Here is a 17,218-nt window from a genome sequence, read left to right on the forward strand (position 1 = left end):
GAATTCTTTTTGATCAATTCGCGTCGCTGCGGCGACTCAGGGCACGGAGAGGTAACGTGCTCACCCGAACCATCCACATGCCCGTGGCGGATTTCCTCGGAGGGGACTTCGCCCGGCTCTCGTTCCAGGGGGAGCACCCGGTGACGACGCACGGAGCACGCCCGGTGGAGACGCCGCTGGGCTCCGCCTTGTGTGTGGACGGGCCGTCCACCCCCGCGCTCCCCGCGGACGAGGCCCAGTTCCTGGCGCTCGTGCACCGCGTGCGGGAGGGAGACCTCACCGCCTTCGACCGGCTCTACCAGCTCACCCGGGCCGACGCGGCCCGGACCCTGCGCCACCTGGTGGGCAATCGCACCGAGCTGGAGGACCTCCTTCAGGAGACCTACCTGCGGCTGCTCACCGCGGTGAAGGGCTTCCGCGGCGAGTCGCGCTTCCGCACCTTCTTCTACCGGGTGTGTGCCAATGTGGCACTGTCGCACCTGAGGTGGAAGCGGCGCCGGCCGGAGGATCCGTTCGCGGAGCCGCCCGAGTCCGCGTGTCCCGGGGAGGACCCGGAGCGAGCGGCGGCCCGGCGCCAGGCGGCCCGGCTGGTGGAGACGGCGCTGGAGCGGCTCAAGCCCAAGAAGCGCATCGTCTTCGTCTATTACGAGCTGTGTGGGATGAGCCCGGACGAGATCGCCCTGGCCGTGGGAAGCTCGCCCAACACCGTGCGCAGCCGGTTGCACCACGCACGACTGGAGTTCAACGAGGCCATGCAGCGACTGCTCCACACCCGCGCCGGAGGCCCCCATGGCTCGCCATGAAGCGGAAGCACTCTGGGCGCTGGCCGCGGGAGAGCTGGACGCGGAGGCGCGCGTCCGGGTGGAGGCGCACGTGGCTGGCTGCGGCGAGTGCGCCCGGCGGCTCTCGGAGGTGCGGGAGACGCGCGCCCTGCTGCGGGTGGCGAGGGACGAAGCGCCCCCGGTGCGCTGGGCGGAGGCGGATGACCGGGTCCTGACGATGGCCACCCGGCGCTTCGCCCGGCTCGAGCACAAGCCCCGCTGGCCGTGGATGCTGGCGGCGATGGGTGTCTGCGCGGCGGCGATGCTCGTCCTGCTGGCGCCACGGCCCGGCACGGTGACGCGCGCGGTTCCAGAGGAAACGGTGGTGGCGAAGCAGGTGGAGGCCCCCTCCCCCACCGTGCAGGTCGAGGGCGAGGCGGGCGCGTGGGCGCGCGACGTGGACGGGACGGAGCAGGTGCTTCGGAAGGACGCGGGCCTGCGGGCGGGCACCACGGTGAGGACGCCGGGCCGGGGAAGCGCCCGGCTGCGGCTGCCCGACGCGAGCCGCATGCAGGTCTCGTCCGACTCGGAGGTGGTGCTGGCCCGCACCGAGGCGGACGACGTGCACCTGCGCGTGGTGCGGGGGCGCGTCTCGGTGCAGGCCTCGCACGCCGAGCGGCGTGGCTTCGTCGTGGAGGCGGACGGCCTGCGCGTCTTCGTGGTGGGCACCGTCTTCACCGTGGAGAACACGCCCCAGGGGCCCGCCGTCTCCGTGCTGGAGGGCAAGGTGCGCGTCGAGGCCGAGGGCCAATCGCCCCAGTTCGCCACCGCGGGCCAGCGCGTGGAGCTGCACGCTGGCGAGCGCGCTTGGAAGAACCGGCCGCTGTCGGCGCAGGACCGGAAGGCCTTCGAGGCGCTCGGTGTCCGGGTGAAGGCCGCGAGCACCTCGCGGCCCACGCCGGCTCCCGCCGCGCCTCCGCCCCAGGTGGCGCAGGCCCAGCCCGAGGCGACTCCGCCCTCGCCCGAGGTGGCCCAGGCCTCCGTGCCGGACACGAAGCCCGCGCTCGCCCCGGGGCCCCAGCCCGAGGCGGCGAATGACGCGAGCCCCACACCGGTAGAGCCCGAGCCTCCGGTGGCGATGAACACGCTCGCGCCCGAGGAGGAGTGGCAGCGCTTCCCGGCACCGCGCGAGGTGGAGGAGCGCTTCCTCGCCCATGCCCGCGCGGAGGTGGCCACCCGTACCTGCGAGAGCTACCTGGTGGGACTGGGGGAGATCGCCGAGCAGAGCCACGTGCGCCCGTTCCGCGAGGAGGCACGCTACCTGCGGGCGCGCTGCTACGAGGTCCGCTTCCAGCGCAACGAGGCCACGGTCGAATACCTCCGCTATTTGAGGGCATACCCCTGGGGCCGCTGGGCCGCGCAGGCGCGCGCCGCGCTCTTGAGGTAGAGAGCCACTCTTTCCCCTTTCAGACGCAAGGAAGCGACCACGGCACCCGGAACTGGGGTGCCGCGCACCTCGGCCGCCAGCGAGCTTGTAGTGTGAACTCGCTCCGCGAGGCCCTACATGAAGCTCCCTTTGCCGAGGTGGAAAAAGCCGTGGGGCCTCCTTCCCAGCGCCTGCCTTGCCACGGTTGGCAAGGAGGTCGCCTCCGCCGCCGTGGTGGTGACACCGAGCAGGGTCTGGTGCTTCCCGCCTACCGGGAGTTGACGCGCGTGCTGGAGCCCTGGCTCTTCCACCAGAAACCCCTCAGGGACCCGAGCTTCACCCCGGAGGACATGCGGCGCTGGGAGCGCCGCTTCCTCGACGGACCGAGGGAATGCGTGGCATAGACCTGGACCATGCTCTCCGCTCTCACCGTGCTCGCCCTGCTGCTCGCCGCGGACGGGGCCCAGGACAAGAAGGACTCCCCCAAGGCCGCTCCCCCCGAGGTCACCGCGCTCGCGGTGGACGTGGACTTCGTCTGCCGCACCCGCGCGACCCAGAGCCTCATCCTCACCCCCAAGGCCCAGGTCCAGCTGGAGATACCCGATAGCTGTCCCGACGCCGGGGCCGACTGGCGCCTGTCCGTCGATTGTGACGCCAAGGGCTGCTCGGGCTACGTCCGCACCAAACATGGTGCCATCGCCCTCATCCAGGGCACCCGGCAGCAGCTCACCGTGAAGCCCCTCGCCGAACAGCACCCGCCCACCCTGGACTCCCTCGCCGTGAGCATCACCGGCCAACACACGTTGAAGCTGGCGAGCCCCGAGGAACACCAGCCGCCGGTGCAGCTCCTCCTCCAGGTCCCCACCGTCACCGGGGTCTACACCCTCGCGCCCTCGGAGTCAGCCGCGGCCCTGGACTTCGAGTACCGGGGCAAGCGCATCTCGCTGCGGGCCCAGGCCTCCTGGACCGACTCCAAGCACGTCCACCTCAAGCTCTGGGACGCCCGGAACGAGCTCCTGTTGGACGAGACGCTCGAGATTGACCAGCCGCGCGAGCTCGACTGCAAGCGGCTGAAAGGCATCTGCGAGGGCGCCATGAAAGTCCTGGTCCGCGAGAACCAGCGCGTCCTCTGACGGACTGGCGGCGCCCGGCTGCTACCCGCGCCCGGGACCGTCGTCCTCGGAGAACTCGGCATCCACCTCGTCCCCGGGCCGGCGCTCCTTGCGCGGCCAGGAGGAGCCCCGGGCGGAGGGCGCATCCTGGGGAGGCGCTCCGAACGGGCCTCCCATGAAGGGACCCGACTGGAACGAGGTGAAGCGCACCGCGCCCGAGGCCATGCCGCGCTCGAGCTTCCGGCGCACCAGCGTGGCCACCACCTTGCGCGTCGGAGGGAACAGCAGCAGGAGGCCCACCACGTCGGTGAGCACCCCGGGCGCCACCAGCAGCACCGAGCCCACCAGCACGAGCAGCCCGCTCACCAGTCCCTCCTCGGGCATGCGGCCCTGGGCGAGCGACTGCTGCCAGCGGCGGAAGACGCGCAGGCCCTCCTTCTTGGCCAGGAAGGCGCCAACCAGGCCCGTGAGCAGTATCCCGCCCACCGTGGGCCAGAAGCCGACCTCCCGGCCGATGGCCAACAGGAGGTACAGCTCGATGAACGGAATCAGCGTGAACGCGAGCAGGAGGTACTTGAACACCTGTCCAACCTAATGCGCCGAGCCCGCCAGCGCCTCCAGGAACTCGTGGATGCGCGCGGCGTTGGCGCCCATGTCACCCCGCCCCGCCCGCGACTTCGAGCGCATGTCCACCCGCGTTCCCCCTCCCTCCTCCGGCCTCACCCGCACCACGAAGTCATCCCTCAGGCGGAAGACCCGGGACTCGGCCACGCCCTCGAAGGTTCGCGCCTGGACATCCACGTTCGTCACCGTCCACCCGGGGTGCGCCCGCGCCAGCGCGACGGCCCGCTCGAAGACCGCGTCCGGGGGCTCGGCCAGCTTCCGCGACTTCAGGTCCGGGTAGAACTTCTCCACGACGATCTTGAAATCCTCCGGGTAGCCCAGGTCCTTCCCCGCGTTCTCCGGCAGCGTCCGGGCGTGGGTGAACGCGGGCACGTCCTTCAGGTCCGTGCTGATGTCGTTGATGGGAGGCTTGCCCCCACCCGCGAAGGCCGGTGTCAGCACCACGACCAGCGCGAGGGTTCCGAGCGCCATCGCCGTGAAGCCGGGAACCACCCTGCCCCGGACCACGGTGACGATGCTGGCCACGATGCCCACCAGGCCCACCAGCGCCGCGCTCGCGAACACGAGCATGGCCTGGAACCCGGGGAGCACCCCGAGGAAGCCCAGCAGCGGACCGAGGACCAGCAACAGCACCGCGACGAGCGAGATGCGCAATGACCAGGAGCGAAACATGCGCGAGGCATGCGTCACCCGCGCCACGAAATCCAGCCTTTTTCAGCCCCAGAGCTGGCCGTTCATCCAGTCGATCAGCAGGTACAACAGGAGGAAGAAGCCGAGCACCCCGAAGAAGAACTTCGTCGTCGGTTGGAAGCCCTCGCTCTCGGAGGGGACGTGGATGGGCATGGCCGAGGCCAGCCCAAGCATCTCCCCCGCGTAGCGCGCGGTGCGCTCGAACTGGTCCGCCACCGTCCCGTCATCGTGCGCCGTCAGCGCGCGTCCCAGCTGCGGGTCGAAGAAGCGGACCTCGGCCTCTTTGGCCAGTTCCGCCACCCGGGACACCACTTCCCGGATGAGGTCCGTCCGGTCCGACAGCGGCACACGCACCTCGGTGGCCACCCACTGCCCGCCCTCGCGCAGGGGGTGGACCTCCACCAGGCCATGTTCCAGCATCCAGGCACGCCCACCGCCCGGCAGCTCTTTCGCCCCCCGGGCTTCCAGGAGGGCTTCCACCCGGGCGCTGTCGAAAGGCGCCCCGGGGACCATGGATTGAAGGAGCAGGTCGTATCTCACACGGGTTGGAGTATACGCCCGAGAAGCCATGCCCAAGCCAACCCCAGGACCCCGTCACGACCGCCGCCCCGGAGCCCCCGCCGGCCGCAACAAGCGCCCCCAGCACCGCCCCGAGGTGGTCGCCCCGGACCGGACCTCTCCGGAGATCGGCCCCGATGGGCTGCCCCAGGTCCAGCTCATCCGCCGAGGCGTCGACCGCTGGCAGGCCGGCCACCCGTGGATCTACCGCGCCGACCTCAACGGCGACCCCGCCCTCCAGGGTGGCGAGGTGGTGCGCGTCATGGATGCCCGCGGCTGGTTCCTGGGCAAGGCCTTCTACTCGAAGCAGTCGAAGATCTCCCTGCGCTGGCTCTCCTACGAGGACGTGGCGGTGGACACGGACTTCTTCCGCCAGCGCCTGGCCCTCGCGGATGCGATGCGCCGCCGTGCCCTGCCCGGAGAGACCACCTACCGCGTGGTGCACGGCGAGGCGGACCTGCTGCCCGGCCTCGTGGTGGATCGCTACGGCGACTGCCTGAGCGTGCAGTTCCTCATCCCCGCCACCGAGCAGCGCAAGCAGCTCATCGTCGACCTGCTGGTGGAGCTGTTCAAGCCGCGCGCCATCATCAACCGCTCGGACGTGGGCGTACGCGCGTTGGAGGGTCTGCCCCAGGAGAAGGGCGTGCTGTACGGCACGTCCCCTGGACCCGTGGCCTATGACGAGGGCCTGGTGCGCGTGCGCGCGGACCTGATGGAGGGCCAGAAGACGGGCGCCTTCCTGGACCAGCGCGAGAACCACGTGGTGGCGTCCCAGTACGCCTTCGGCGAGGCGCTCGACTGCTTCTCGTACGTGGGCGGCTTCGCGCTGCAGCTCGCCACGCGGGCGAAGAGCGTCACCGCCGTGGAAATCTCGGACCAGGCGGCGGCGCAGCTGCGCGAGAACGCGGCCTCCAACAAGCTCACCAACGTGGACGTGGTGGTGGCCAACGCCTTCGACTTCCTGCGCGACGCGGTGGACGAGGGCCGGAAGTTCGACACCATCGTGTTGGATCCGCCGTCGTTCGCGAAGAACAAGGACGCCATCGAGGGCGCGCTGCGCGGGTACAAGGAGATCAACCTGCGCGCCATGCAGCTGCTGCGGCCGGGCGGCTACCTCATCTCCGCGAGCTGCACGTACCACATCGACGAGCAGGGCTTCGAGGACATGCTGGCCTCGGCGGCGGCGGACGCGAAGCGGCGGGTGCAGATCATCGAGAAGCGCGGCGCGGGCAAGGACCACCCCGTGCTGCTGAACCTGCGCGAGACTCGCTACCTGAAGTGCTTCGTGCTCCGCGTGCTGTGACATGAGCCACCGGGACTGGGACGACGACAGCGGCGAGGGCTCCCCGGTCCCGGGTGCGCGCGAGGAGGCGCGGGCCCTCCAGGAGCTGCGCGCCATCTACCGGCAGGCGGACGCGGCGTACGCGCCCTTCTCGTGCCCGGCCAGCGGCGAGTGCTGCCAGCTCGCGAAGACGAAGCGCCAGCCCTGGCTCTGGGCCCCCGAGTGGCTGCTCCTGGCGCGCCACCGCCCGCTGCCGCCCCCGAGAGAGGACGGCGGCTGCCCCTACCTGGATGCCGCGGGGAAGCGCTGCACCGTGTACGCGGACCGTCCCTTCGGCTGCCGCACCTTCTTCTGTGAGCGCATCCGGGGTCCGGCGCGTCAGCCCGCGGAGACCGTGAGCGCGCTGCTGATTCGACTGGAGCGTGTCTCCGAGCGCATCATGCCGTCACTGACCAGCCCTCGACCCATCCTCGAGTGGCACGCGGAGGCAGTCGACCGCGAGGAGTGACCATGAAGGTGAGCCGCTGGCTCGTGGCGCCCCAGGAGTACAAGGGCACCCTCACCGCCGCCGAGGCCGCCGCCGCACTCTCCGAGGGGCTGCGCCAGGGGGCGCCCGGGGTGGAGCTGGACGTGGCACCGCTCGCGGATGGGGGCCCGGGCACGGTGGACGCGCTGCTCACGGGCGTGGGCGGCGAGCGGGTGACGCTCACCGTCCAGGGGCCTCTCGGCGCGCCCGTGCGGGCCACCTACGGGCTGCTGGACTCGGGGCGCACGGCCGTCATCGAGATGGCCGCGGCCTCCGGGCTGTCCCTGCTCGCACCCGGACAGAGGGACCCACGTCGTGCCTCCACCTCCGGCACCGGCGAGCTGATGCGCGCGGCGCTGGATGGGGGCTGCGAACGGCTCATCCTCGGGCTCGGGGGCAGCGCCACCAATGATGGCGGCACGGGGGCGCTCGCGGCGCTCGGGTTCCGGTTCCTCGACGCGCACGGCACTCCCCTTCCTCCGGGTGGGGCCGCGTTGAAGCGGCTCACGCGGGTGGAGACGAACGGGCGGCATCCTCGGCTCGCCCAGGTGGAGCTGCTGGTGGCCACGGATGTCACCGCGCCACTGCTGGGGCCGGATGGGGCCTCGCACCTCTTCGGTCCCCAGAAGGGCGCGGACGCGGCGGCCGTGGCCGAGTTGGAGGCGTCCCTGGCCCACCTCGCCGAGGTCGTTTCCCCCGGGCTCGCCCACCTTCCCGGCGCGGGCGCCGCGGGAGGCTTTGGCTACGGGCTCGCGGCGCTGGCCGGAGGGAAGCTCGTCTCCGGGTACGGCCTGGTGGCCCGGACACTCCGGCTGCCCGAGCGGCTCGCCGCCGCGGAGGCCGTGCTCACCGGCGAGGGACGCTTCGACCGGCAGACGGCGCTCGGCAAGGGCCCGGGTGCGCTGGCCAGGGAGGCGCGAGGACTCGGCAAGCGCACGGTGATGTTCGCGGGAATCGTCGCACCCGACGTCGATGCGAGCACCTCGCCCTTCGACGCGGTGGTCGAAGTGTCCGCGATTGCCCCGTCAGGTGTCTCCCATTCCGAGGCACTGCGTCATGCTGGTAGACTCTGGGCCTCCCAACAAGGAGCGCGCACATGAACTCCCACCTGCGCTTGTGGACCCTGATGCTCGGCTTCGTCCTGGCGGTCACCGGCTGCGGCAGCGGCGCCATGGGTGGCGTCATCTGGGGGCTCGCCATGGCCGGCGTCTCACGGTCCCAGGGTGGCTGCTACGCCTCCTGCTACCCCGGCACGACCTGCAACCGGGAGACGGGTTATTGCGATCCGCTTCCCTGCCGCGGCGAGTGCCTCCCCCACGAGCAATGCGTGGAAGAGGGGCTGAGCAGCCGTTGCGTCGCGGGCCGTCAGCCGGTGCCCAGGTAGCGGGAAGGACGCGAATCTCCAGGAGCTCGCGCTGTCAGTGACTCCTTGAGCACCCGTCCGGGCTCACGGCGTGTACTTCACCGTGCGCGTCACCCAGGACATGCCGCCACGCCCATCGCGTGCCGTCACCCAGAAGCGCACCTCCTGGGCCGGCGCATCCCTCGGCGGCGTCCACTCCACGCGGTGCTTCCCCTCTCCTCCTCCGAGGTCCGCCCCACCCGTCACCCCGGGCGAGATGTTGCCCAGCGTGCTGTGCCAGGTCAGCTCCCACGCCTCCTGGAGCTGCACCGGCTTCAGCTCGAAGGAGGGCACCACGTAGGACTCCTCCAGCTCGGAGAAGTCCGGCGCCTCCAGCTTGAAGGGACCCGGGCCGCTCAGCTCGCGCGGCACCTCCGCGTCCCACGGCTCGCCCGCCAGCAGCAGGCCCGGCAGCTCCGGCTGCACGTTGGCCTTCATCTCCGGGAAGAAGCGGCAGCCGTACACCATGATCTTCTGCGCGTACACCTGCTCGCCGCCGCCGCGCACCCAGAGCACCAGCGGCATGCGCACACCACCGAGGCCCCTGTACGTGTCCTTCTCGAGGACCTTCTGCGCGAGGAAGGTGCCGTCCGGCAGCCGCGCCGCACCCGGTCCCGGGAACAGGTTGATGACCAGCTCGCCGGCCTTGGTGATGCCGCGCGCCAGCTCCACACGGTCCTCACGGCACGTCTCGTCGCCCAGCGAGGCACACGCCCACAGGGTGTAGTCGAGATCGCGTCCATCGCCCACGGGGTCGGGGATGAGCGCGGTGAGACGCACGGGGCGCACGAGCGTGTCGGCGAGCACCGCGGGGTCGGTGGAGCACGTGTCGGCGTACAGCTCCGGCGGGTCCGTGCGCATGCCGAGCACGCGCAGGTCCTTCACCTTCGTCGCGTTGTCCTCGGGTCCCACGCAGGCGGCGCAGAGCAGCAGGCCCAGGAGGGCGGGCAGGATGTGGCGCATGACTTAGAAGCTCCCCTTGACGCCGACGACCGGGAGGATCGGGATGCCAGGCACCTCGAAGAGCTCGCGGTAACGGTAGTCGTAGAAGGTCGCCTCCACATTGGAGGCGTTGTAGACGTTCTGCACGTCGACGTAGGCGGACAGCGTCCAGCTCTGGAAGAGCCAGCTCCGCTCCAGCCTCAAGTCCAACTGGTGGAAGGGCTTGAAGCGGATGGAGTTCTCCGCGCCGAAGGTGCCGTAGAAGCGGTTGCGGTCCACGCTGTACACGTCGAAGGTGTGCTGCAGCGGCGTGGTGGGCCGGCCGGTGACGTAGCGCATGCGCGCGCCCAGCTCGAAGTTGGCCGGCAGCCGGTAGCTGGCCACCGCGGTGAGGATGTGCGTCTGGTCCCACGTGGTCAGCTCGTAGTCATCGCCGCCCGCGCGACGCTGCTCGGAGCGGTTGAACGTGTAGGCCAGCCAGCCGAAGAAGTCGCGCGTCACCGCGTGCCGCAACATCACCTCCACGCCATACGCGCGCCCCAGACCCAGGTTCGAGTACTGGTAGCGCGTCAGCGTGCCGTCCTCGTTCTGCACCGTGGCGCCCGGAGAGACGACCAGGTCGTAGCGCCGGTTGTAGTAGCCCGTGACGTCCACGCTGATGATGTCGGTGAGCTGCTGCTCCACACCCAGGCTCGTCTGGAAGGCGCGCTCGTGGGTGAGGGCCGGATTGCCCAGCGGCGCCGGCTCCAGGTTGAACGCCTGCGGCGGCTGGCTGTAGAGGCCCACGCTGCCCTTGAGCGCCGTCTTCTCCGACGCCTTGACGTTCACCCACAGCCGCGGGTCGTAGACGAAGCGCTCCTGCCCGTAGATGCGGGCATAGGTGGCGCGCAGGCCCGGCGTCAGCGTCACCGGTCCGGCCTCGATGTCCAGCTCGCCGTAGAGCGCGCCATCGAAGGCGTTGACCACCCGCTTGATGGTCTGCACCTCCGCCTTGGGCTCGGCGCCGGGGAAGGCCGGGTACTGGACGCCACCGAGGACCGGGAGCGTGCCCTCGGCCACCGTGTGCTCGAACCGGGCGTCCGCGCCAGCGCGCGCGGTGAGCCAGGGCAGCAGCTCCAGCGACAGATCCTCGCGCCCGCCGATCGACCAGACGTTCGCGTCGAGCTTCGTCTCGCCGAAGCCCAGGCCGGCCAGGTCGTAGCCCGCGTACGGGGTGAAGACGGAGGTGAAGCCACCGAGGCGGTACGTCCAGTCACCCTTGACCCGGTGGAAGAGGGTGCGCGCGTCCACGGTGACGTCACGGTTGCGGCCGCCGCCCGTGGCCACCACGCTCAGCAGGTCGTCCGAGCCGAAGGCCATCACGTAGCCGGTGCTGCGCCCTCCCGGGCCAGGCTCCGCGTTCTTCGCGCCGAAGTCCACGCGCAGCTGGTAGTCCCAGTAGCGCGGCAGCACGAGCAGCGTGCCACCCTCGGGGTCCTCGGGCAGCACCATGGGCAGCAGCACGTCCACGTACGAGCGGCGCGCCGCGGCGGCCACCGAGATGCCGGGAGCGACGGGCGCCTCCACGAAGAAGCCCGAGTCCAGCAGGTCGATCTTCACCGAGCCGTGCAGCGTGTCCTTGGCGCCCTTGCGCGTGGCCACGTCCACGATGCCGCCCACCGCCCGGCCGTAGCGCGAACCGAAGCCGCCTGGGAAGAAGTCCACCTTGTCGATGAAGTCGGCGTTGAGCACCGAGGGCCCACCGCCCAGGTGGTAGAGGAGCGGCACCTGCACGCCATCGAAGAAGGTGAGCGTCTGGTCCGGCGCCGCGCCGCGCACGATGAGCTGCCCCAGGACGAAGGGCGCGCGCGCCACACCGGGCAGGTTCTGCAGCACGCGAATGGGGTCACCGAAGGTACCGGGCACCTTCTGCAACTCCTGACGCTCCAGGGTGCGGCGCACCACCTCCTTCTTCTCGCGCGTGCCGCGCACCACCGTCTCGTAGCCCGGGGCCTTGGGCAGCAGGTAGTAGATGACCTCCAACTTCTCGTCCTGAGCGAGCGTCTCCTTCGTCGTGAAGAGGTGGAAGTCGTTGGCCACCACGCGCACGTCACAGGCGCCGGGCGTCACCTTCAGGGTGAACTGGCCCTCCTCGTCCGAGAGCGCCTCGGGCGCCTCCGGATCATCACCGCAGCGCACCGTGGCCCCACCCACGCGCGAGCGGCTGCCACGCGCCAGCAACTGGCCCGTGAGGGTGGCCTGCGCGGGAGGCGGAGGCGGCGCGCTCTCCTCCACCTTCGGCGGCTGGAGGACGAAGTTGTAGACGTACTGGATTTGAATCGGAGCCGGCACACCGTCGACCTCGGCCGGGGAGAACTGGAACTGCCGCACCGCCGCGAGCGCCGCCTCGTCGAAGCCCTCGCCCACCGGCGTCGTCACCTGCGCGTCGGACACCTGGCCCTTCTCGTCGATGGTGATGAGCATCTCCACCGACGCTGCCCTGCCCGCCTTCGCGGCCTCGGGCGGATAGACGGCCTCCACGAAGTGGAGGAGCTCGGGTGCCTTCGTCAGCACCGGAGTATGGACACCGCCATCCACCTCCTCCCTGCGTGCACCCTCGTAGGCCTGGGCCCACGCGTTCACGGAGGAGAGGGAGAGGACGGCGAGCAACAACCAGGGGAAGGAGCGGGTTGGGGCCACGGTGGCGGGCATTTAAGGGGGTCCTTACCGTCTGGACAAATCACAATCCTACAGGTGTCCATAACGAATACGGATGCCTACCTGCTCTCACCGGAAGACGCCCCCAGGAGGCCTCCAGAGCAGGAAGCCCTCGTCGAGCAGCCACGGCTCGGTCGTGACCCCCTCGACACGTGAGGCCAGCCGGAGGACGGAGTGCCGGAAGGCCTCGGGGGGCTCCACGTGTCCCTCCTCGCGAGCCTCCTGCCACGCCGCCGTCCAATCGGCGAAGAAGGCGTGGATGGGCTCTCCGGGTTTCACCCGGCGGCGAAAATCCCGAGGCAGCCAGTCACGGAAGAGCACGGGCGCGAAGCCCCGGCTGAAGTCGGTGTGGAACAGCAACGCCTCGCGCGAGAGGCCCTCCGGGACGCGCCGGAGCAGATGCGCCACCAGCACCGCCCCGGGCGTGTCCGTGCTGCCCTCGACGAGCAGCCCGCCCTCGAGCAGCGCCTCGCCCAGCTTCCGGTGGATGCCGGGCACCTCCTCGGGGCGGTAGCCGCGCAGCAGGTTCATGGCGCGGATGAGGCGGACGGTCTCCCCGGGCCACAGGGGCAGCTCGAACCCGCCCTCCCGGAAGTCGGTGAGCGCATCGGCATGGGTCTGGGCGGACTGCACCCGTTGGGGCTCCAACTCCACCCCCACCACCGGGAGTCCCGGGTTGAGCTCGCGGAAGGCCCGGGCGCTCTCGAGCGTGGTCCACGGGTGTTCGCCGAAACCGAGGTCCACGAAGGCGGCTCGCGCCCACGCGCCCCCATCACGGGCCAGCAGCTCACGCTCGCGGTGGACCAGGAACACATCGAGCGCCTGCAGGCGCTGATGAGTCGTCCTTCCTCGCGTCTTCCTGTCCAGGGAGGTCATGGCCGGCTCCGGGCACTATATTCTGGCCATGCCCGCCACGACCCAGCCGATCCGGTGGACTGAGCAGGTGTCCGCACCCGCTTCCCTGGCCGAGCGCGTGGAGTTCATGCTCTGGGTGCCGCCCGACGTCTCCATCACCTGGGAGCACGAGGTCATCCCGGACGCCAACGTGGACCTGCTCCTGGAGCTGTCGGACGAGCGCTGCCGGGCCCTCCTCTATGGTCCGCTGACGCACACCATCCATGTGCCGACCCGAGCCCATCATGGCTACCTGGTCGTGCACTTCCACCCAGGGGCCATGCCCCGGCTCGTGGATGCCAGCCCCTCGGAGCTGGTCAACGAGGCCGTGGAGCTGCGGACGCTGGGAGGTGTCTCGCTCGACGCCATGGGGGAGCGGCTGCTGGCGGCCGGCTCGTTGGAGCGGATGAGCGAGGTGCTCGTTCCACTGTTGGAGCAGGTGCCCTACCCTTCCGGTGACAGCTTCGACCGGGCCCTGCGCCGCATGGCCGCGCGGTCGGAGCCCCTGCGTCCGGGCGTGCTGGCGGACGAGCTCCATCTCAGCACGCGAACACTGCAACGGGCCTTCAAGGAGCGCGTGGGATTCTCACCGCGCATGTACACCCGCATCGCCCGGCTCCAGGAGGCCCTGTCCGTCCTGCGTACCACCCCCGGCTGCTCCATCTCCGAGGTGGCACACCGCATCGGCTACGCCGACCACGCGCACATGACGCGGGAGTTCCGCGAGCTGACGGGCCGGACCCCGAGCCACTTCCGCCAGCCGGCCTGAGCAGGGCCCCGCGTGTCGCATCCGTTCAAGCGAGGGAGCTGTCCTCCCTCGTAGATTGCGCTCCATGACGACGCTTCGAGTCATCGAGTGCCGTGGGACTCCGCGACAGATTGGCCAGCAATGGGGCGAGGCGAGCCGGGAGAACCTGCGCGCCTCGGCCGAGTACCTCTTCCAGACCATGGCCCTGGGACCCTTGAAGGCGCCTCGCGAGGACGTGATGCGAGCGGCGTTGAAGCTGGAGGCCAACGTGCGAGCCTTCGACCCGGGGGCCCTCGAGCTCATCCAGGGGCAGGCCGAGGGCGCGGGCCTGCCGTACGAGGATGCCTTCGCGCTCCAGTGCACGCTGGAGCTGGCCATCAACTACGCCCAAGTAGGAGCCATGTGCACCTCGCTGGCCGTCACCGGCGAGGCCACCGCCGACGGTCAGGCGCTCATCGGGCAGACGATCGACTGGAACCCGGACGCCACGGTGGAGCTGCTCCGCATCCGCCACTCGGATGGACGCGAGCAACTCTCGCTGTGCCTGTCCGGCTCGCCGTACTACCACCTCAACAGTGATGGGGTGGGCAACTGCGCCAACCTCACGCTCGTCGCGCCGAAGCCGTGCCCCTCGCTGGTGCCGCTGAGCGTGTACGTGCCCAAGGCGATGCGCCAACCAAGCCTCTCGGCGGCACTGGAGGTGCTCGTCACGGCGGCGCGGGGCATCGGCTACTACCACCTCGCGGACGCACACGGGCGCGTGGTGGGCATCGAGAGCACGTACGACGACCACGTGCTGCTCCAGCCGGAGCGAGGAGTGCTCGTCCACGCCAACCACTACCAGTCCGAGCGCTTCCGCGAGCAGGACATCACCCGCCAGTTCGTTCCCTGCACCGTCAAGCGCAAGGACCGCATCGCGGAGCGGGTGGCCGCCGAGCACGGGCGGCTCACACCCGAGTCGGTGATGCGCCTGCTCGGCGACCACGGCACGCCCGAGGGCCGTATCTGCATGCACGACACGCCGGCGGCACCAGGGACGATGCCGATGGAGACCAAGGCCACGGTGGTGATGGCCCCCGCGCGCCGCACGATGTGGGTGGCCGTGGGGCCCGCGTGCCGCGAGCCCTTCACCGAGATTCGCCTCTGAGAGGACTCAGGAGACCAGCGACACCTGGCTCCGGACCGGCGTCAGCATGAAGGGCCGCATGCCGAAGAGGGCCGCCTCCTCGTGCTCCATGTCGAGGGTGACGGCCTGGGTCATCGCCTCGATGAACTCCCCGAGCCGCCGCGTGGACTGGACGCTGTCCACGCGCGTGTCGAAGGAGGCGAGCATCTGGCGCTGATGGGCGTGGTTGTGGTGGAGGTCCGCGAGGTGCTCGGCGGACGGGGCATGACCCGCGCGGGCGAGCTCTTCGAGGATCCGCTCCTCGTCGGCCATGTGGCGCAGGAGCTCGGTGGAGAGCTGGTGGGCGCCCTGGCGCAGCACCATCTCGCAGGAAGCGTCCCCCTCGGCCACCTTCCGGGCCACGTCCCCGAGGTTCACCAGCAACGCACGGAGGATGTGGTGCTGCGCGAGAATCTCATACTTGAGTTCATCGACCTTCATGGGCGCTCCCCGGGCACCGCTGTGCCCCGGCCATCTGGGTACTGATTCGAGGCCAGAGCAGTGCAAGGGATGGACCGGGACGGAGCGCCGGAGGGTTCCCTCCGAGATGGCACGCGGGGCCCTCACGGGCACGCAAATTTTGCACCTGCCTCCGTGTACCCCGACACGGCTTGCGCTGGCTGCGAAGGTCCACAACCCGAGAGCGCTGGTGACCCTCTCTTCAGCCCAATACCCTCACCCCGTCCCTCTCCCAGAGGGAGAGGGGTGTGAGGCTCGGAATCGGTACAGAGCGGCGGGTTTCGAGGCCGTCCGCCGCACCCCCGGCGCCTTCTCCAGCACACCGTCCTCGATGAGCCGTGTCACCCGACGCCGGAAGTTGCCTGGATCCTGCGGCTCGCCCTTCACCGCGGAGTACACCGCGCGCAGCTCGGGAATGGTGAAGGTCTCCGGCACCAGCGAGAACGCCAGCGCCGACGTGTCCACCTTCTCCCGCATCCGCGCCAGCGCCACCCGGAGGATGTCCTCGTGGTCGAAGGCCAGCACCCCCTCGCGCAGCTCCGCCACCGGCACCCAGCACGTCTCCGCCGCGTCTCCGCCCGCACGCACCCGCTTCGCCAGGTCCGAGCGCACCAGCGCGTAGTACGCCACCGAGAGCACCCGCATGCGCGGATCCCTCCCCGGCCGGCCGAAGGTGGAGAACTGCTCCAGCAGCACGTCCCCCACCCCGAGCCCCGTCTCCTCCTCCAGCTCGCGCGCCGCCGCCGCGTCCAGGTCCTCGCCCTGGTCCTCCACCCCGTCCCCCACCCGCAGGAAGCCACCCGGCAACGCCAGCTTCCCCTCGAACGGAGGCTCTCCCCGGCGCACCAGCAGCACGCTCAGCGCGCCGTCCAGCAGCGTCAGGATGACCAGGTCCACCGCCACCGCCGGGCGCGCGTGGGCCACCAGCGCCTCGCGGGCCCGGAGGACCCCGGGCGCTCTCACACGTCCAACGGGTCGGTGGTCCGCACCACCTTCATCCCCGCCTCCTGGAACGTCCGCATCGCCTCGTTGGCCACGCGCGGGAAGTCCAACCCCGGCGGCAACGGGTCCAGCGGCGGCGCCGGCACCGGGCTCATCGCGTCCTCCAGGATGTGGATGCGCCCCATCTTCGAGCGGTCCGTCGCCTCGATGTGCTGCTTCAAGTCCAGCAGTGTCGACAGCACGCAGTGCGACTTCGCCTGCCCGAACACGTACACCCGGTCGAACGTCAGCAGGTGGTCGAAGAGGTCCTGGTTGAACTCGCCCACCTTCCTCCCGGACACCTCCGTCACCTCGGGCGACAGCACCGAGTAGTTCTCCGTCAGCGGCTCCTCGCCCTTCTGCTCGAAGCGCGTCTGCGTGTCCCTCGCCACCGAGTGGAAGAGGCTCGCCTCCATCATCGCTGGCAGCAGCGCGTGGCTCAGGCCCCCGAGCAGCGCGTGGTACGGCCACACCGTCAGCACGTACCGGCCCGTGGCCTCCAGCCGCTCGCAGTAGTGCAGGCTCTCCTCCGGGTGGCGCGTGGCCCGCCACTTCCCCGCACGGATCTCCGCCGACGTAATCGGCGTCAGCGGTGCGGGCGGCCGGCCCTCCGCGTCCTGCCACCATGCCGGATGGAAGATCTGGAAGACGCGGTGCGTGTCCAGCGAGAACACCAGGCCGGTGATGCGATCCAGGTGCGAGTACAGCCACCGCAGCGTGCGCTGCGAGTCCTCCACCGCACCGGGCACGAAGAGGCTCGCCTCCGGCTGGCAGAAGGCCACCTGCACGTCGATACCGAACGCGGCGATGCGTACACGGTCCTCTCGTGCCGGTTTCACCTTATGGGCCACGGCGTAACGCCGGGCCTCCTCGGTCACCCGCGCGGCACGCTCCAGGTACAGCGAGCCCACGCGCTTCTCGTCATGGAACTCGGGAATGGGCAACGGCATG

Annotated in this window: 19 protein-coding genes; 10 read left to right on the forward strand and 9 right to left on the reverse strand. The window is 70.5% G+C overall.

The genetic code is table 11. The annotated features are described in order from the left end of the window. Positions 1–56: 56 nt before the first annotated feature. The 4 genes from NR810_RS40760 to NR810_RS40775 all read left to right on the forward strand — a co-directional run bounded on the left by NR810_RS40760 (position 57) and on the right by NR810_RS40775 (position 3,320). A complete protein-coding gene (locus tag NR810_RS40760; protein ID WP_257460559.1) occupies positions 57–803 on the forward strand; it encodes an RNA polymerase sigma factor in 747 nt (248 codons plus the stop codon). Beyond that, positions 790–2,208, forward strand: a complete 1,419-nt coding sequence (locus NR810_RS40765) for a FecR domain-containing protein (RefSeq protein WP_257460561.1) — start codon at positions 790–792, stop codon at positions 2,206–2,208. The genes NR810_RS40760 and NR810_RS40765 overlap by 14 nt, the downstream gene beginning before the upstream one ends. 236 nt (positions 2,209–2,444) lie before the next feature. Next, the gene (locus NR810_RS52920) at positions 2,445–2,591 is read left to right on the forward strand and encodes a hypothetical protein (RefSeq protein ID WP_306818925.1); all 147 of its coding nucleotides are present in this window, start codon (positions 2,445–2,447) and stop codon (positions 2,589–2,591) included. A gap of 9 nt (positions 2,592–2,600) precedes the next feature. Beyond that, positions 2,601–3,320, forward strand: a complete 720-nt coding sequence (locus NR810_RS40775) for a hypothetical protein (RefSeq protein ID WP_257460563.1) — start codon at positions 2,601–2,603, stop codon at positions 3,318–3,320. Between the two features lie 21 nt (positions 3,321–3,341). Here the strand turns inward: NR810_RS40775 and NR810_RS40780 are convergent, their stop codons facing one another. From NR810_RS40780 to NR810_RS40790, 3 genes are read right to left on the reverse strand one after another with little or no spacing between them, the layout of a single operon-like run. After that, the gene (locus NR810_RS40780) at positions 3,342–3,881 is read right to left on the reverse strand and encodes an FxsA family protein (RefSeq protein WP_257460564.1); all 540 of its coding nucleotides are present in this window, start codon (positions 3,879–3,881) and stop codon (positions 3,342–3,344) included. A gap of 9 nt (positions 3,882–3,890) precedes the next feature. After that, positions 3,891–4,595 (reverse strand): DUF1499 domain-containing protein, encoded by a 705-nt coding sequence (locus NR810_RS40785; RefSeq protein ID WP_257460566.1) that lies wholly within the window; start codon positions 4,593–4,595, stop codon positions 3,891–3,893. Between the two features lie 42 nt (positions 4,596–4,637). Next, positions 4,638–5,033 carry a hypothetical protein gene (locus tag NR810_RS40790; protein WP_257460568.1) on the reverse strand — a complete coding sequence of 132 codons (396 nt, stop codon included), beginning with the start codon at positions 5,031–5,033 and terminating at the stop codon, positions 4,638–4,640. A gap of 148 nt (positions 5,034–5,181) precedes the next feature. Here NR810_RS40790 and NR810_RS40795 point away from each other — a divergent pair, with 148 nt between their 5' ends. From NR810_RS40795 to NR810_RS40810, 4 genes are read left to right on the forward strand one after another with little or no spacing between them, the layout of a single operon-like run. Continuing rightward, positions 5,182–6,474 carry a class I SAM-dependent rRNA methyltransferase gene (locus tag NR810_RS40795; protein ID WP_257460569.1) on the forward strand — a complete coding sequence of 431 codons (1,293 nt, stop codon included), beginning with the start codon at positions 5,182–5,184 and terminating at the stop codon, positions 6,472–6,474. Between the two features lies 1 nt (position 6,475). Further along, positions 6,476–6,961, forward strand: a complete 486-nt coding sequence (locus NR810_RS40800) for a YkgJ family cysteine cluster protein (protein WP_257460571.1) — start codon at positions 6,476–6,478, stop codon at positions 6,959–6,961. 2 nt (positions 6,962–6,963) lie between these two features. Next, the gene (locus NR810_RS40805; RefSeq protein ID WP_257460572.1) at positions 6,964–8,079 is read left to right on the forward strand and encodes a glycerate kinase; all 1,116 of its coding nucleotides are present in this window, start codon (positions 6,964–6,966) and stop codon (positions 8,077–8,079) included. After that, positions 8,076–8,363, forward strand: a complete 288-nt coding sequence (locus tag NR810_RS40810) for a hypothetical protein (RefSeq protein WP_257460573.1) — start codon at positions 8,076–8,078, stop codon at positions 8,361–8,363. The genes NR810_RS40805 and NR810_RS40810 overlap by 4 nt, the downstream gene beginning before the upstream one ends. A 63-nt stretch (positions 8,364–8,426) precedes the next feature. On the opposite strand, the gene NR810_RS40815 is transcribed toward NR810_RS40810, so the two are convergent. The 3 genes from NR810_RS40815 to NR810_RS40825 all read right to left on the reverse strand — a co-directional run bounded on the left by NR810_RS40815 (position 8,427) and on the right by NR810_RS40825 (position 12,896). After that, entirely contained in the window at positions 8,427–9,344 is a 918-nt protein-coding gene (locus NR810_RS40815) for a hypothetical protein (RefSeq protein WP_257460575.1), read from the reverse strand. A gap of 3 nt (positions 9,345–9,347) precedes the next feature. Beyond that, complete coding sequence (locus tag NR810_RS40820) at positions 9,348–12,014, reverse strand: TonB family protein (RefSeq protein WP_257460576.1); 2,667 nt, start codon at positions 12,012–12,014, stop codon at positions 9,348–9,350. A 75-nt stretch (positions 12,015–12,089) separates the two neighbouring features. Continuing rightward, positions 12,090–12,896, reverse strand: coding sequence for a methylase (locus tag NR810_RS40825; RefSeq protein WP_257460577.1), 807 nt, complete (start codon positions 12,894–12,896; stop codon positions 12,090–12,092). A gap of 28 nt (positions 12,897–12,924) precedes the next feature. Here NR810_RS40825 and NR810_RS40830 point away from each other — a divergent pair, with 28 nt between their 5' ends. Next, positions 12,925–13,683 carry an AraC family transcriptional regulator gene (locus tag NR810_RS40830; protein WP_257460578.1) on the forward strand — a complete coding sequence of 253 codons (759 nt, stop codon included), beginning with the start codon at positions 12,925–12,927 and terminating at the stop codon, positions 13,681–13,683. A gap of 64 nt (positions 13,684–13,747) precedes the next feature. Next, complete coding sequence (locus tag NR810_RS40835; RefSeq protein WP_257460579.1) at positions 13,748–14,809, forward strand: C45 family autoproteolytic acyltransferase/hydolase; 1,062 nt, start codon at positions 13,748–13,750, stop codon at positions 14,807–14,809. A 6-nt stretch (positions 14,810–14,815) separates the two neighbouring features. Here the strand turns inward: NR810_RS40835 and NR810_RS40840 are convergent, their stop codons facing one another. The 3 genes from NR810_RS40840 to NR810_RS40850 all read right to left on the reverse strand — a co-directional run bounded on the left by NR810_RS40840 (position 14,816) and on the right by NR810_RS40850 (position 17,217). Continuing rightward, entirely contained in the window at positions 14,816–15,268 is a 453-nt protein-coding gene (locus NR810_RS40840) for a hemerythrin domain-containing protein (protein WP_257460580.1), read from the reverse strand. 234 nt (positions 15,269–15,502) lie between these two features. Next, on the reverse strand, positions 15,503–16,249 hold the full coding sequence (locus NR810_RS40845; RefSeq protein WP_257460581.1) for an NUDIX hydrolase: 747 nt from the start codon (positions 16,247–16,249) through the stop codon (positions 15,503–15,505). Next, on the reverse strand, positions 16,246–17,217 hold the full coding sequence (locus NR810_RS40850) for a nicotinamidase (RefSeq protein WP_257460582.1): 972 nt from the start codon (positions 17,215–17,217) through the stop codon (positions 16,246–16,248). Before NR810_RS40850 ends, NR810_RS40845 begins: the two co-directional genes overlap by 4 nt. Between the last annotated feature and the right edge of the window lies 1 nt (position 17,218).

This window comes from Archangium lipolyticum, assembly GCF_024623785.1.
In the GTDB taxonomy this organism is placed as follows: domain Bacteria; phylum Myxococcota; class Myxococcia; order Myxococcales; family Myxococcaceae; genus Archangium; species Archangium lipolyticum.

Excerpts from the sequence above, each read along its gene's own strand:
- NR810_RS40790 (WP_257460568.1), bottom strand. The coding sequence starts at position 5,033 with ATGCTGGAACATGGCCTGGTGGAGGTCCACCCCCTGCGCGAGGGCGGG.
- NR810_RS40815 (WP_257460575.1), bottom strand. The coding sequence starts at position 9,344 with ATGCGCCACATCCTGCCCGCCCTCCTGGGCCTGCTGCTCTGCGCCGCC.
- NR810_RS40765 (WP_257460561.1), top strand. The coding sequence starts at position 790 with ATGGCTCGCCATGAAGCGGAAGCACTCTGGGCGCTGGCCGCGGGAGAG.
- NR810_RS40825 (WP_257460577.1), bottom strand. The coding sequence starts at position 12,896 with ATGACCTCCCTGGACAGGAAGACGCGAGGAAGGACGACTCATCAGCGC.
- NR810_RS40820 (WP_257460576.1), bottom strand. The coding sequence starts at position 12,014 with ATGCCCGCCACCGTGGCCCCAACCCGCTCCTTCCCCTGGTTGTTGCTC.
- NR810_RS40830 (WP_257460578.1), top strand. The coding sequence starts at position 12,925 with ATGCCCGCCACGACCCAGCCGATCCGGTGGACTGAGCAGGTGTCCGCA.
- NR810_RS40795 (WP_257460569.1), top strand. The coding sequence starts at position 5,182 with ATGCCCAAGCCAACCCCAGGACCCCGTCACGACCGCCGCCCCGGAGCC.
- NR810_RS40840 (WP_257460580.1), bottom strand. The coding sequence starts at position 15,268 with ATGAAGGTCGATGAACTCAAGTATGAGATTCTCGCGCAGCACCACATC.
- NR810_RS40785 (WP_257460566.1), bottom strand. The coding sequence starts at position 4,595 with ATGTTTCGCTCCTGGTCATTGCGCATCTCGCTCGTCGCGGTGCTGTTG.
- NR810_RS40850 (WP_257460582.1), bottom strand. The coding sequence starts at position 17,217 with ATGCCGTTGCCCATTCCCGAGTTCCATGACGAGAAGCGCGTGGGCTCG.
- NR810_RS40805 (WP_257460572.1), top strand. The coding sequence starts at position 6,964 with ATGAAGGTGAGCCGCTGGCTCGTGGCGCCCCAGGAGTACAAGGGCACC.
- NR810_RS40835 (WP_257460579.1), top strand. The coding sequence starts at position 13,748 with ATGACGACGCTTCGAGTCATCGAGTGCCGTGGGACTCCGCGACAGATT.
- NR810_RS40775 (WP_257460563.1), top strand. The coding sequence starts at position 2,601 with ATGCTCTCCGCTCTCACCGTGCTCGCCCTGCTGCTCGCCGCGGACGGG.
- NR810_RS40810 (WP_257460573.1), top strand. The coding sequence starts at position 8,076 with ATGAACTCCCACCTGCGCTTGTGGACCCTGATGCTCGGCTTCGTCCTG.
- NR810_RS40800 (WP_257460571.1), top strand. The coding sequence starts at position 6,476 with ATGAGCCACCGGGACTGGGACGACGACAGCGGCGAGGGCTCCCCGGTC.